The following is a 14,626-nucleotide window of genomic DNA, read 5'->3' on the forward strand; positions in this document are numbered from 1 at the left end:
TGGAGCGGTTAAAAGAAGGTATTGAGAGAGTATGAAAAAACTGAAAAGTTGGTTGGCTAGTGCCAACGCGCCAGGTTGTGAGTTTCCATTAGCGAATCTACCTTATGCCGTCTTTTCCGCTGAGGAACAAAGCCATTCAATCGGTGTGGGGCTGGGTGATCAAGTGGCGAACCTTCGCCTGCTTGAAGAAGCGGGATTATTTGATGACCTAAGCCCACCGTTACGAGAGTCTGTTAGGCAAAGTACACTCAATCCATTAATGGGATTAGGGAGCGATCAATGGGGCGCACTGCGTCAGCGATTAACGGCGTTATTCAGTCACATTGAATACAAAGAAGTGGTAGAGCCCTGTTTTATACCTCAGGCCGATGTGGTGTTTCATCTTCCCTGTCAGATTGGTGATTACTCGGATTTTTATACGTCTGTACATCATGCTTCGCGGGTAGGAGCCTTGTTTCGCCCCGATAATCCGTTGTTGCCAAACTATAAATGGGTGCCAGTTGCTTATCATGGGCGAGCGTCTTCCATTCGTATCTCAGGAGAGGCTTTTACGCGGCCAGCAGGGCAGTTAAAGGTACCAGAATCTGACCGTCCTGCACTGGGCCTCTGTCAGCGTCTTGATTATGAGTTAGAACTGGGATTTTTCATTGGCACAGGCAATTCGCTAGGTGAGCCCATCGCCATTGAGGAGGCGGAACAGCATGTGTTTGGCGTGTCCATGTTTAATGATTGGTCAGCGCGAGATATTCAAGCTTGGGAATATCAACCGTTAGGGCCTTTTTTATCGAAAAGCTTTTTTTCTAGTCTAAGCCCTTGGATTGTGCCCATGGCAGCGTTGGCCCCTTATCGTTGCCATTGGACGCGAGAAGCAGGGGATCCTCAACCGCTTGATTACCTTGATTCGGCAACCAACCGTACCCAGGGTGCGATTGATATTAAACTAGAGGTCTGGATCGAAACGGAAAAAATGCGCTCAAATAACCAGCCTGCTGAGCGTCTTTCAACCAGTAATTTTAAAGAGTCCTATTGGACTATCGCTCAAATGGTTGTTCACCATACCATTAATGGTTGTGATTTAAAGCCGGGAGACCTGCTAGGCAGCGGCACACAATCGGGTTCAACTCGCGAAGAATCCGGTTCGCTTTTAGAACTAACCGCTGGTGGAAAAGAGCCCATAACATTGAGCAATGGTGAACAGCGCACCTTTGTAGAGGATGGTGACCGTATTATCTTAAAAGGATACTGCGGCGATGAGCAACATAGAATAGGGCTAGGGAAAGTAGAGAATATAGTAAAACCAGGGAGCAGCCATTTATCCTAAAAATACGCACTTTTTGTTGATTTTCTGGCTTTCTTTATGTTTCCTTCAAGGCTTTTTATCTGTTGGGTGTTTTTTACTCGTCGTTAAGTCGAGTATACTTGCTTCTTTCTCTCAATAGGTTGCAAACTTATTCTTATGACAGCACCCCGCAGTTCAGATCTGGCCGCTGAGTTAAAGGCCATCGTAGGAAATCAATACACTTTAACCGATGAAGACAAGACAAAACCCTATAGTCAAGGCTTTCGCCTTGGCGGTGGCAAGGCCTATGCCGTTGTTCGTCCTGGTAGTTTGGTTGAAATTTGGCGGTGTTTACAAGCCTGTGTGAAGGCTGACGTGATCGTCATTATGCAAGCGGCCAATACAGGGCTAACGGGCGGCTCAACGCCCAATGGTACGGGCTATGATCGCCCCATTGTTATTATCAGCACCATGCGCATCGATGATATTCAACTTATCGATCAGGGTAAACAAATCATAGGGTTAGCCGGTAGTACATTATTTGGCTTGGAAGACACGCTTAAACCATACGGCCGGGAGCCTCACTCAGTAATTGGTTCTTCTTGCATTGGCGCGTCTATTGTTGGCGGGGTGTGTAATAACTCAGGCGGTGCCCTGGTTCAGCGTGGTCCCGCTTATACCGAAATGTCGTTGTTTGCTCAAGTGAACGGCGATGGCGAACTGCAATTGGTGAACAACTTAGGCATTGAGTTGGGAAGCGATCCAGAAGACATTCTCACAAATTTGCAAAACAAAACCTATCAAGAAAAAGACATTCACTTCCCAGAAAAACGCGGTTCTGATAACGAATATCATGAGCGTATTCGAGACGTCGATGCCGAGACGCCATCACGTTTTAACAATGATCCACGACGTTTGTACGAGGCTTCCGGTTGTGCAGGCAAACTGGCTGTCTTTGCCGTGCGCATCGATACTTTTCCTATTCCAGAAAAGTACCAAGTCTTCTACATTGGCACCAATGATCCTGCGGTGATGGAACAAATGCGCCGCGACATGCTGTCGACCTTTAAAAATCTACCTGTGTCTGGCGAATACATGCATAACAGCAGCTACGACATCAGTAAAAAATACGGCAAAGACAGCTATTTGGTGATCGACAAACTTGGCACCAAATACATTCCAAAAATGTTTGCTTTAAAGCGTACGGTTGATAGGTGGGCTGGCAAATTTAAGTTCATGCCGACCAAATTTTCCGACATCATGATGCAGTATATGAGTCAACTTTTCCCCAATCATCTGCCAAAGCGCATGGAAGATTTTCGTGAAAAATACGAACATCACTGGATTGTGGAAACCAGTAACGATGGAGTTGATGAAGCGCAAGCCTATTTAGACAACTTCTTTAAAGATAACGAAGGCGGTTACTTTGCGTGTACCAAGCGAGAAGCCGATCAAGCCATCCTGCATCGCTTTGTGACGGGGGGCGCATTGAGTCGTTATCATGTGATGAATGGTAAGGATCTTGGTTCCATCATGACCATAGACGTGGCATTTCCGCGCAATGAACGCGATTGGTTCGAAGAGCTACCACAAGACATCGAAGACAAAGTCGCCGTAAAAATGTACTACGGTCACTTCTTTTGCCACGTCATGCACCAAAACTACATTATGAAAAAAGGCGTTGATGCGAAAGCGGTGAAGAAGCAGATTCTATCTAGTTACGATGCTCGTGGCGCGGAATATCCAGCCGAGCACAACGTCGGCCACGAATACGTTGCGAAACCCGCGTTGCGTGAGTTTTATCAAAAAACCGACCCAACCAACAGCTTCAATGCAGGCATCGGCGGCACCAGCAAATTAAAAAACTGGCAAGCACTGAGCGACGAACACACAGACTGTGGTTGTCATAAATAAGAGTTTTCAGCTTATAAGGGCAAAAATTTAAGAGCAGAGCAATAGAAAAGCTAAAGATAAAAAGCCGAGACGTTTCTTGTAAAGATATCTCGGCTTTTTTTATGAATCAGCATATTTATTCTATATTATAGTTAAGAACGGATGAACAATGATATATTTCATAGAATTTTTTATAGTCGTCAATTTTAATTAAAAAATTTGATCTATTACTGTTTTCTGAGTTTTCTTTAGCACGCTTATTTGTCATTGAAATATAACTTAGAAGTAATTCATTCTGCAGCAGGTTTTGATAAACGAATTCATGTAGCTTATTGTTGCTGACCTCAGAGTGTAGAGGGCTTTTTTTGAGTATGTTTACTCCTTCATTTACGACTTCTTCGAACTTTTTTTCACGTTTATTTTTTTCTAATACGTACCCTTCTATGTTATCAATATTGAGTGAAAAACTGTTCATTAATGATATCGCACAAATTGATTTCTTTGCAAAACCATAGTTCTGTAAGTATTGAGATTGAGCATTATAAAATGAATATTTTCCCCATTCGGTTTGTACCCTAATTTTTTTTGGTTTTTTCGTGTCATCATTAGCTGACAATGATGAACATGCGGATAAAGATAAGCATGAAATAAGTGATATCAATACAGGAGTAAGAAGTTTTATAATTGATTCCCTGTTAAACATTCTATTTTTCCTTATGTAACTTGTTAGATAGCTTTGTTATTTTAAAAAGTATAAAACGATTTTACCTAGATGCACCGGGTGGGACGCTGTTCCCATCTTTTTCTCTCTAATAAGATAGCTAGAGCATTTGAACTGGAATAGAAGCCGATTATGTCTCATTACGACAAGTTAACAGCACATTACCAAACACTAAATCACTCAAGTACTATGGCAGGGTTGTCGATTCACTTGGTTTATCGGCTCAATCACAGTTAGAAGACTGGTTAGCATTGCAGAACTAGATACCTGAGATTAACTTAGAGTATAAACTTTTCATTATCCCGTATTAAATTAGCAAGGTAAAGAGAATGCTCTTAAGTGAGTTTTGACGAGGAGGCTACAGTAATGTCGGAGTATTTTGCAACGGTTGAGTGGAAACGAGGCTCACAGTTATTTTCGGACAAAAAATACAGTCGTGTCCATGAATGGCAATTCGAAGGGGGCGTGGCCGTGCCAGCTTCGTCTTCACCACATATTGTTCCTTTGCCTATGTCTGTGGCGGAAAATGTTGATCCTGAAGAAGCCTTTGTAGCGTCTATATCCAGCTGTCACATGTTGTTCTTTTTAGACTTCGCCTCTCGTAAAAAGCTTATTGTCGACCAGTATACCGATAAGGCTATGGGCGTCTTGGCTAGTGGTCCTAACGGTAAACAAATGATGACAGAAGTAGTATTACGACCCACCGTCACTTTTGTTGGTGAAAGGCCCAGCTCAGAGGTGTTAAAAGAGCTTCATCATCAAGCCCATGAAGCCTGTTTTATTGCCAACTCGGTGCTGACCGACGTGCGTGTGGATGACGCTTTTTGTGTTTGATGAATGGTTGAATGATTAGATTGTTAGAGCTGATGGAAAAGCATGGCGCGAATTTAGGTCCGCCTCATACAGATTCTATGGGGAATGGATTGTTTGAGATTAGAGCAAAGGCTCAAGAAGGTATTGGGCGGAGTTTGTTTTGCTTCCTAAAAGGAAAGCATATTTATGTTTTACATGCTTTTGTTAAAAAGTCACAAAAAACGCCAAAAAATGAGTTGAAGCTTGCACGTCAACGCCAGAAGGAAGTTCAAAAAAGATGAGTTTACAAAAACTGAAACAACGCGCCTTCAAGAATTCTGATGTCAAAGCGGAATACGATAAGCTTGAAGCAGAGTTTAATTTAATTGATCAACTGCTTTCTATGCGAACAAAAGCTGGGTTAACACAAGAGCAAGTTGCCGAAAAGATGAATACGCAAAAAAGCAATATCAGTCGCTTAGAACGAGGCAATACGAACCCAAGTTGGGCGACGCTTCTTAAATATGCTCATGCTTGTGGCTATGAATTGTCACTGAAAACGCAAAAAAAGCATTAGAAAGTCAATATATTAAGCTCTCGATAGTTCTATTAAAGAGCGCTTGAGGTGTATCACCCTTGAGTAATGGGTATAAACCAATCCAAGGCTTCAATCTGTTTAATCCAGCGTTGAATATTCGGATACTCAGACAATTGATAAGCACCGCCTTCCTCTGCCACATGGGTATAAGGGAACAAGCAAATATCCGCTAACGTCATCGCGTCTCCCACCAAAAACGTGTGTTTTGCCAAGGTGTCATCCATCCGTTTCAACGCCGCGTGACCTTGCTGAATTCGGTCCGGCAGCATGCGTTTTTTTAGATCCGTCATGGCGTTATGGGTCAACCAAAAACGCGGTGAAGCAATGTTTGGCTCGTGGTTGTATTGCTCCCAAAATAACCATTGATAGACTTTGGCTTTAAGGATAGGGTCGGCTGGCAACAAAGCAGACTGATGCTGCTGAGTAAGGTGATTCTGTTCTGTAAGATAGAGCAGTATCGCGTTACTTTCGCTTAAACATTGCCCATTATCCAATTCAAGCACTGGTATTTTGCCATTCGGGTTTATGGCTAAAAAGGATTCTGTGTGTGTTTCCCCTTTAGTAATATCATATTCTTTTAATGTCACGTTGAGGCCCAAGTAGGCGCATAATAAACGGATTTTATAACCGTTCCCTGAGGGCAAAAAATCGTGCAGAATCATATCTCTTTCCTTCGTAAGTTGATGGTTTGATCTTGCAATAAGAAAGCAACAGAAAAAAGCCAATTAAATTGAAGGCTGGCATAACGCGTTTTGATGAATAAATTAGAAGGCGACTGAGTTAACGTAATTTGGCTAAAGTAACGAGGCTAGAGTCGCGAGGGGAAGGCAGTGGATACGGAACTATTAAAAACCTTAGTGGCGATTGTCGACCATGGCAGTTTTCAGCGAGCCGCCATGCAAACCTTTCGTACACCATCGGCCATTAGCATGCAGATGAAGCGACTGGAAGAGCAGGTCGGTACGGAGCTGTTTTGCAAACAAGGGCGAGATCAAGTACTCACCGAAGACGGCCAGCAGCTAGTGCATTACGCACGGCGAATACTGCAACTGCAAGAAAGTGCTTTGCAATCCATTAAAGGCCCACAACAAGGAGCTTTACTTAATTTTGGTTGCCCTAATGATTATGTTGCGAATTTACTCCTCGTTATTATGTCTGTAATGGAAGCCATGCAGCCGAATATTCGTTTTCGAGTGCGTACTGGCACATCGGCTGAATTAAGAGAACTGATGGATAAGGGGGAGGTGGATTTGGCTTTGGTGACGCGAACCCCCAACAGTGACGAAGGTTTAACCTTGTTTCAGGACAAAGGCGTTTGGGTGGCGAAAAAAGGGTTCGACTGGCAGGCTTATAAGCCGTTGCCGTTGGCCCTATACGAATCAAGTTGTAAGTTCCATTCTAGCGCTATCGATGGATTACAGAAGAAGGGCATAGATTACCGATTGTATTGCGTTACTGACAATCTCGCCCTTATTGAACGTCTTTTAGTGGCAGAAAAAGCCATCTCCGCTATTGCCAGCATTAGCATGAATGACGCATTGGATATCATCGACAGCGAGTTTTTGCCTAGCCTTCCCGCCGTTGAAATTGCGTTTTCTCGGGCTGCGGCCGCACCAGATTGGCTTACTATAGCGTGGATTGAAAACGTTATTGAACAGGTTATGAAAGAAACAGGCGTAGGGTAAGTATTTGATACAACGGAGGTTCAATCGTTGCTAAGCTAGCCTCAACTACAGCGACGCCAAAAGAAACCGACAGCGTCTATTTTATTCGAATAGGAAAAAAACAAATTATGTCTTATTACGACAAGTTAACAGCACACTACCAAACACTAAATCACTTTAACCATGCTCAATCTATACTGGGTTGGGATGCCGCAGCGAACATGCCATCGGGTGGTAGCGAAGCACGCTCAAACGCCATGGCAGAGTTATCCGTTCATGTTCATCGTTTATCCACCCAGCCACAGTTAGAAGACTGGTTTGGCAACGCGGAGCAAGAATCGTTAAGTAGCGAGCAACAAGCCAGCCTACGCGAGATGAAACGCCAATGGCAGCAAGCGACCATCGTTCCAGAAGATTTAGTACAAGCGCAGTCCATCGCGGGTTCTACGTGCGAACATGCATGGCGTACGCAGCGTCAAGAAAATGATTGGCAAGGCCTTGAGAAAAACTGGAAAGAGGTTGTCGCTCTATCCCGTGAAGAAGCCAAGATTCGTGGTGCAGCACTTGGTCTTACACCATACGATGCCATGCTAGACAAATACGAGCCAGGCACCACAACGGCGTCGCTGAATACTTTATTTACTGACGTGAAAACCTGGTTGCCAGAGTTAATCGAAACCGTGTTAGAAAAGCAGAAGTCAGAATCCATCCTTTTGCCGTCAGGCACCTTTTCCACTGAGACGCAAAAAGCCCTTGGCTTAGAAGTGATGAAGCTGCTGCAATTCGACTTTAACCGTGGCCGACTCGACCAAAGTGTTCACCCATTTTGCGGTGGCGTACCAACGGACGTGCGCATTACCACCCGTTATGATGAAAAAGACTTCGTGCAAGCCTTGATGGGCATCGTTCACGAAACAGGCCACGCCCGCTACGAACAAGGCTTGCCAAAAGCCTTTGCTGGATTACCAGTGGGCGAAGCGCGCTCTATGGGCGTTCATGAATCTCAGTCACTCTTCTTCGAAATGCAGATTGGCCGCAGCAAACCCTTTATTCACCACTTATCGCGTTTGTCTAAACAGGCGTTTAATGCACAGCAAGATCCTGTATTCGACGAAGAAAATCTTTATAAAATCTACACCCAAGTAGAAAAAGGCTTTATTCGCATTGATGCGGACGAACTCACCTACCCAGCACATGTGATCATGCGTTACGAGATCGAACGCGACTTGATCAATGGCGTGATAGAACACACAGACGTGCCAGCATTGTGGGACGAGAAGATGAAAGCGTCCCTTGGCATCTCCACCAAAGACAACTACAAAAACGGCTGCATGCAAGACATCCACTGGACAGACCTCAAAGGCAAGAAAGTAACTCACAATTACAAAAATGGCTGTATGCAAGACATCCATTGGTCTGGAGGAAGTTTTGGCTACTTTCCAAGCTACACTCTAGGCGCTATGTATGCAGCACAATTTATGTCAACGATGAATAAAACAGTGAATGTAGAAGCGGCTATTCAAAGCGGTGATTTGTCGCCAATATTTCAATGGCTCAGCGACAACATCTGGTCACAAGCTTCGCTGCACACCACCGATGAGCTAGTTAAACGCGCAACGGGCGAGACGCTGAATGCCGCGCATTTTAGAAAGCATCTAGAAGGGCGGTATTTGTAACTTGAGGCTATAATCAAAAGATGATTTACTTCAGTACTTAATTGAGATGGTAACTTCAATAACTTAATGGATTTAAATAATACCAAAGGAAAAAATATGTATTTAGAAAGTCTAACTATCAAGAATTATCGAAAATTTCGTACAGAACATAATGCTATATGTTTTGTCGAGCCTAAAAACATCGATATTAATGTAGAGGAAGATCTTCCTGATTCGATTATTGCACCTTCAACAACCTTAATTATAGGTAAGAACAACTCAGGTAAGACGACCGTTGTAAATGCACTGAATCTATTATGCAATAATACACAGCAACCCTTAGCTTCAGATTTTAATCTCTCCTATTTAAATGATTTGTTTCATCAATATAGTCAGGCTTTTAAAGTTAATAAAGAAACAAAATTTGAAAGCTTAGAAACACCTAGTTTAGAGTTTAATTTGAGAATTAAAGTTGATTTTAATAATGAAGATTTGATTAATCATCTTGCCCATTTTATTTCAATAAGTGAAAAAAATAATGGAAAATTAACCAGTGTAGAAATTAGAGTTAAGGTAGTATTAAACGAAGAGCTTGAATTTAAAGAAGCGGTTCGAAATGGCTTCATAGATTCGGATGATGCTGAGAAATTTGAGATTTTTTACGCTTTGCTTTCTAGAGAAACAAATGAGATTCAAGCAGAAGGCAATCTTTATCAAGTTCAATTTTTAGATATTCTTGGCGATTTAGTGGCAAATTTTTCTTTAAAAAAATTCATCAAAATTAAAGAAATTAAAGCTAATCGTCACCTTAAAAAAGATGTGTTAAGTAATGTATTTAACAAAATAGTTGATTTTCAGTTTACTAATGATAAAAGCTCTCGATCAAATTTGAAAGCAAGTATTAAATCTATAAATGAACTGATATCTTATAATGTTAGTTCTAAAAGTTCTGATATTTCTAGTGTGTTGAGTGAGCTGGAAAGCACTGATAAAATAGATTTGAATTTGTCAGGCAACGTTAATTATGATGCAATAATGAGAGGGTTAATTAAATATAAATTCATGGATGGCGATGACTACATTCCAGAAGATCAGTTCGGCTTAGGATATATCAACCTATTGAACATTATTGGTGAAATCATCCATTTTGTAGATAGTTATGAAGGAAAAAGTCATTTTAGTTGCATTAATCTGCTATTTATTGAAGAGCCTGAAGCCTTTATGCATCCTCAGATGCAAGAGTTTTTTATCAAGCGTATCGATAATGCAGTAAAAAAGGCGCTTGAGGTAGTAAATAGCTCTTCAAAAGAAAAAAAAGCTTTACAGTGTCAAATAGCGATTACCACTCACTCATCTCACATTGTCAATAGTAAGATTCACAGCAGTAATACCTTTAATAATCTTAACTATTTAGCCTCAATTAACAAATGTGCTGAAGCCATAAATCTTACTGATGACTCTATCGTTTCGAGTGAGGATGATCAGCAAGGTAAAAAACTTAATTTTATTAAAAAACATATTAAGTACAAAGTTTCAGAGTTATTCTTTTCAGACGCGGTTATTTTTGTTGAAGGGATTACAGAAGAAACTTTGCTGAACTACTACTTGGAAAGACACCAGACTCTTAGCAAATACTATATCTCGGTATTTAACATCAATGGTGCGCACGGTAAACTGTATCTCCCATTAGCAAAAAAACTTAGAGTCCCTAGTTTGATCGTGACTGATTTAGATATCAAGCGCGAGAAGTGTGAGAAAGGAGAAAAACACGAAAAAAACGAATCTTGTGAAGTATGTGGGCAGAAAGCCAATGAAGGAGATATGCCTTACGAAGAAGGGTCGAAGCCTATCTATGTTCAAGTTATTGATCTTAATAATCGTTCTACAACTAATACAACCCTAATTGAGTTCAATCATAGGCTAAAACACAAGTCTAAAGAGTTAGCAAAAAATATCCATGATATAGAGTATTTTAAAGATGATAACCTTTTTGTTGTCTTCCAAAAAGATTCTATCGAGGGGCAGCACGCAACAAGTCTAGAAGAAGCGTTGATTCTGACCAACTATCAAAATGACGTAATTAATGAAGTTCTTAAAATATGTAAGCCAAAAGTTTATAACGAGATATTAATGGAAGGTGGTGAAGAGTCTCGTGAAAATTTAATCCAGAATTCATATAAATTACAGAAAAAACTTTCTGCCAGTAAAAGTGAATTTTCCAATGAATTGTTATTTAGTCTTCTTTCGTCAGAAAAGCAAGCAGGCTTACCGCTTCTACCAAATTACATAAATGATGGTTTTGAATGGCTTGAAGAATGTTTGAAAAATAATGATGAATCTTCACTAAGTAATGCTGTCGCTGAGGTAGAAGTTGAAGATATAGTAATAGAGAATGTGGAGGCTATAGTCGATGACATCTAATGAGAGTATAGAGTTAGCTATTCAGGAAAATATTAATGAGTATGTTAATAACTTCAAAAGTTTTCTTTTTAATGCTGGTGCTGGAGCTGGTAAGACCTATGCACTTATCGAAACGTTAAAATACGTTGCTACCAGAAAAATAGGCGACAAAAAAAACTCACAAAAAGTGGTATGTATTACTTATACCAATGTTGCAGTGAATGAAATCAAGGGCCGATTAGGAAATTCAGAGATCGTAGATGTTTCAACCATTCATGAAAGGTTATGGGAAATAATAAAAAGAGCTCAGCCTGAGCTTTTGATATGTCATAAAGAGAAGATAAAAGAGGTTATAAAAAAAAATCAAGAAGAACTTGCTATTGAAAAAGCAAAATTTTTTAATGATCTTGATGAATCACTGCAACATGAGTTCATTGAGTTTGCTATACAGACTAAAGATCTTTTCTATCAGTCTAAAAACCTTAATGCTAAACCTTTTAGAGATGCTTATAAAAATAACACCGAGATTAATAAACTAGATTCTCTGGATGAATATCTAAAGAGTGTAGATAAGTTTCAATATGTCGTTAGTAGGCTATATAAAAAACAAAGACTTGAAGAGTGTTTACAAAAAATTGAAACAGGGGAGGAGACGCGTGTTAACTATGATAGCAAGGTAAATTCAGACAGGCTTCATTATATGAAGTTTAGCCATGATACTTTGCTTGAGTATGGATTGAAGCTTGTTCAGAGGTATCCTACCCTTTGTCGCATTATTATTGATAGTTATCCTTATTTTTTTATTGATGAATATCAAGATACGCATAAAAACGTGATTAATTTCCTCAAAACTATTCATGATTATGCGATAAAGAATAAGAAAAAGTGGATGGTAGGTTACTTTGGAGATACTGCTCAATGTATTTACGATAGTGGTGTTGGGCGGAATATCGTAGAACTTCATAATGGGCTTAATACTATCAAGAAGGAATTCAATCGGCGTTCACACCAACAAATTATTGATGTTGCAAATAACATTCGAGTTGATGAAATTGTACAAGTCCCTATCTTCGACAATCGAAATAATGGGTCTGTTCGTTTTATTTACAATGATGCAGTAGATAAGTTAGCTACAGCTCAAGAGTTTCTCTCTGAATATAAAAAAGATCTCATCATAAATAATAAGTCAGGATTCTTAGTGGGTGGAGAGTCTAAAATTCATTGCTTAGTATTAACAAACAAGCTCATGGCAAAATTTAATAATTTTGGCGATGTCTATGAGGTATTTCAAAAGTCAGTGATTTTTTATGAGAATATAAGTACTCAAGTATTGTCTCAACAGTTAGAAAAGTTGCACCCAACGGTTTTAGCCATTTATCATTTCGTGAAACTCTACCGAGACATACAGCAAGAACAGGTTTCCTATTATGATATTTTTGGGGCAGCAAGCAAATATATCACTTTCTCTAAGGCTAGCTTAGTTATACATAACCTTAAAAATAGCAGAGTTTTATTGTTTAAAGATTGGATAGATTCAATTGTTGTGCAAATTAAAAACAATGAGATTAAAGGTGAGTTGGCTCATATATTAATGAATCGAATTAATTATGAAAAAGATAATGTTATTTCTCCTGCCACGTTTAAAGAAACATTATTGGATAGTATTAGTGCTTTAATGAATGATGGTTCAGAAGTCGAAAGTGAAGCCAAAAGTAAGGTTAGTGAGATTTTAGAATTATCAATTACATCTTTAATAAACTGGGTTAACTTTATTGATGGTATTGAAACAGGTGAGATTAGTTTCCATACCTATCATGGTACTAAGGGCGAAGAATATAAAAATGTTGCTATTATCTTAGAGCATAACTTTGGCAGCAAGAATAGAGATAAATTTAAAAACTATTTCAAGGTTGTGCAAGAAAATGAGGAAGGGAAGAAACAATTACTAGCTAATTCTGTAGTTCAAGAAAAGCACATTAATACGCAGAATTTGCTTTATGTGGCCTGTTCGCGAGCGATAAAAAATCTCAGGATTTTGTATCTTGATGATATTTCAGAAATAATAGAAGGCATTGAATCAATTTTTGGTAAAGCTGAACCTTGGCCAGTATCAGAATCAATGGATTTTGTTTAATCTGTACTGGCTCATTCGCGGCTTTTGGTGTGGATCCTAAAGTTTTAAAACAATTTACATTACTGCTTTGATCATAGTCCCGATGACTTTACCAAGCACTCGAGTAGACTGTTTAAACTCATCCTTACTCAATGTTTCATCATCATATTGTTCAGAATCACAACACACCTTAATCTGTGTAGCTGCTACATTAGGTTTTAAACGTCTTATAGTAACTTCCGTGCTTGTTTCTACAACAAATAGACCTGTTGATACTGTCTTAGTAGAGACCTTTGATACTAAAACGACTTCCCCCTTGTTTAGAGTTGGCTGCATAGTGTTATCTGGGACTTCTATAGCTAAGAGTTCGTTTTGCTTAGCGTCTGGCAAATAACTCTTAGGCAGTGTCATATGAGCTACAACTTTAGCTTTACTCCATGTTTTACCTTTCATTGAATAGATTTGAATTGTAAGCATGTCCGAATCATTGCTTTCAACCTGTATAGGCTTACTTACATCTTCTAATCCAAGTGCTGCTTGGGTTTCTTTGGGTAAGCTACTTGCGTGATATTCAAAATTCACGCCCTTTAATCCTGCAATTTGCCTGTGCTTCCAATTTTTACTTTTCGCTTTACGAGTTACGTTTGTTGCGTGTGCAGGCATGCCGTCGAGTCCAGCGAGCTCTGCTGCTGTAAACCATTCTTTTGTCATTATCACACCGTTAATTTGTGGGTGAAAAAATGATTTTGAATAATTTGTGAAATCTTTTTGTGGGATCTTTATTGATTTCAAAGGATTTCACATTTATGATTTCACAACACTGACTAAGTGGTATTCAAAATCTAATTAATTCAATCCTACAAGGTAACTAGAATGCATTGTTTATGTAACCCAGCCGAAAGCGATTGGGGCGGATTTTTACGCTCAAAATTCAACAAAAACAGAAAAAGCACTGGTTATCGTGGTTTTAAGGCGATATCTGAGATCGCTTTGCTTGTTTTTTCTGCTTCTTATGTAAGTGTAGTTCATGCTGATGACAGCATTGTTCGTGCAGGAGATAACTTACAAATAGGGATTCCACTGGTCGCAGGTATGATTTCACTAATGAAAAATGATTATGATGGAACAGGGCAATGGGCTGAGGGGGCATTATGGACTTCAGTTGCTACACACACACTTAAACTAGCTGTGAGTGAAGAGCGTCCCAACGGTATGGATAACAACTCATTTCCATCAGGGCATACTTCAGCTGCATTCCAAGGGGCAGCATTCTTACAAATGCGATATGGCTGGAGTTATGGACTTCCTGCCTACACCGCTGCAAGTTTTGTAGGTTATTCACGGGTACATGGTAAATACCATTATTGGCACGATGTCGCAGCTGGAGCGGCATTAGCAGTGGGTGTTCAATATGCAATAAGTGGTATGGGGATGAGCGTAAGAAATCTCGTCGTTGCTCCAATTATTGAAAAAAAATCGTATGGTCTATATGCGTCTATGACTTACTAGTT

The 14,626-nt window shown here is 39.9% G+C and carries 13 protein-coding genes; 10 read left to right on the forward strand and 3 right to left on the reverse strand.

All coding sequences use genetic code 11. The annotated features are described in order from the left end of the window. Positions 1-31: 31 nt before the first annotated feature. The gene (gene fahA, locus AC0VYG_RS09020) at positions 32-1,321 is read left to right on the forward strand and encodes a fumarylacetoacetase (RefSeq protein WP_475431979.1); all 1,290 of its coding nucleotides are present in this window, start codon (positions 32-34) and stop codon (positions 1,319-1,321) included. A 135-nt stretch (positions 1,322-1,456) separates the two neighbouring features. Beyond that, the gene (gene dld / locus AC0VYG_RS09025; RefSeq protein ID WP_475431980.1) at positions 1,457-3,193 is read left to right on the forward strand and encodes a D-lactate dehydrogenase; all 1,737 of its coding nucleotides are present in this window, start codon (positions 1,457-1,459) and stop codon (positions 3,191-3,193) included. Between the two features lie 115 nt (positions 3,194-3,308). Here dld and AC0VYG_RS09030 read toward each other — a convergent pair whose 3' ends face one another. Then, positions 3,309-3,875 (reverse strand): hypothetical protein, encoded by a 567-nt coding sequence (locus tag AC0VYG_RS09030; protein WP_475431981.1) that lies wholly within the window; start codon positions 3,873-3,875, stop codon positions 3,309-3,311. 384 nt (positions 3,876-4,259) lie between these two features. Here AC0VYG_RS09030 and AC0VYG_RS09035 point away from each other — a divergent pair, with 384 nt between their 5' ends. The 3 genes from AC0VYG_RS09035 to AC0VYG_RS09045 are packed head-to-tail and all read left to right on the forward strand — an operon-like array spanning position 4,260 to position 5,262. Continuing rightward, positions 4,260-4,727 (forward strand): OsmC family protein, encoded by a 468-nt coding sequence (locus AC0VYG_RS09035; RefSeq protein ID WP_475431982.1) that lies wholly within the window; start codon positions 4,260-4,262, stop codon positions 4,725-4,727. A gap of 11 nt (positions 4,728-4,738) precedes the next feature. Next, positions 4,739-4,987, forward strand: coding sequence for a type II toxin-antitoxin system RelE/ParE family toxin (locus tag AC0VYG_RS09040; RefSeq protein WP_245659081.1), 249 nt, complete (start codon positions 4,739-4,741; stop codon positions 4,985-4,987). Further along, positions 4,984-5,262 carry a helix-turn-helix domain-containing protein gene (locus AC0VYG_RS09045; RefSeq protein WP_475431983.1) on the forward strand — a complete coding sequence of 93 codons (279 nt, stop codon included), beginning with the start codon at positions 4,984-4,986 and terminating at the stop codon, positions 5,260-5,262. The genes AC0VYG_RS09040 and AC0VYG_RS09045 overlap by 4 nt, the downstream gene beginning before the upstream one ends. A 53-nt stretch (positions 5,263-5,315) precedes the next feature. Here the strand turns inward: AC0VYG_RS09045 and AC0VYG_RS09050 are convergent, their stop codons facing one another. After that, positions 5,316-5,945 carry a glutathione S-transferase family protein gene (locus AC0VYG_RS09050; protein ID WP_475431984.1) on the reverse strand — a complete coding sequence of 210 codons (630 nt, stop codon included), beginning with the start codon at positions 5,943-5,945 and terminating at the stop codon, positions 5,316-5,318. A 168-nt stretch (positions 5,946-6,113) separates the two neighbouring features. On the opposite strand from AC0VYG_RS09050, the gene AC0VYG_RS09055 reads away from it, so the two are divergent. The 4 genes from AC0VYG_RS09055 to AC0VYG_RS09070 all read left to right on the forward strand — a co-directional run bounded on the left by AC0VYG_RS09055 (position 6,114) and on the right by AC0VYG_RS09070 (position 13,136). Further along, a complete protein-coding gene (locus tag AC0VYG_RS09055) occupies positions 6,114-6,968 on the forward strand; it encodes a LysR family transcriptional regulator (RefSeq protein WP_475431985.1) in 855 nt (284 codons plus the stop codon). A 107-nt stretch (positions 6,969-7,075) separates the two neighbouring features. Then, on the forward strand, positions 7,076-8,623 hold the full coding sequence (locus AC0VYG_RS09060; protein ID WP_475431986.1) for a carboxypeptidase M32: 1,548 nt from the start codon (positions 7,076-7,078) through the stop codon (positions 8,621-8,623). Between the two features lie 96 nt (positions 8,624-8,719). Further along, positions 8,720-11,023, forward strand: coding sequence for an ATP-dependent nuclease (locus AC0VYG_RS09065; RefSeq protein WP_475431987.1), 2,304 nt, complete (start codon positions 8,720-8,722; stop codon positions 11,021-11,023). Then, positions 11,013-13,136 carry a UvrD-helicase domain-containing protein gene (locus AC0VYG_RS09070; protein ID WP_475431988.1) on the forward strand — a complete coding sequence of 708 codons (2,124 nt, stop codon included), beginning with the start codon at positions 11,013-11,015 and terminating at the stop codon, positions 13,134-13,136. Before AC0VYG_RS09065 ends, AC0VYG_RS09070 begins: the two co-directional genes overlap by 11 nt. Before the next feature lie 54 nt (positions 13,137-13,190). On the opposite strand, the gene AC0VYG_RS09075 is transcribed toward AC0VYG_RS09070, so the two are convergent. Next, the gene (locus AC0VYG_RS09075; RefSeq protein WP_475449906.1) at positions 13,191-13,826 is read right to left on the reverse strand and encodes a helix-turn-helix domain-containing protein; all 636 of its coding nucleotides are present in this window, start codon (positions 13,824-13,826) and stop codon (positions 13,191-13,193) included. A gap of 162 nt (positions 13,827-13,988) precedes the next feature. Here AC0VYG_RS09075 and AC0VYG_RS09080 point away from each other — a divergent pair, with 162 nt between their 5' ends. After that, positions 13,989-14,624 (forward strand): phosphatase PAP2 family protein, encoded by a 636-nt coding sequence (locus AC0VYG_RS09080; protein ID WP_475431990.1) that lies wholly within the window; start codon positions 13,989-13,991, stop codon positions 14,622-14,624. Positions 14,625-14,626: the final 2 nt, after the last annotated feature.

The sequence above is a fragment of the Marinomonas sp. 63XJN7_7_ISO-PGPR-S23-202 genome, from assembly GCF_056173505.1.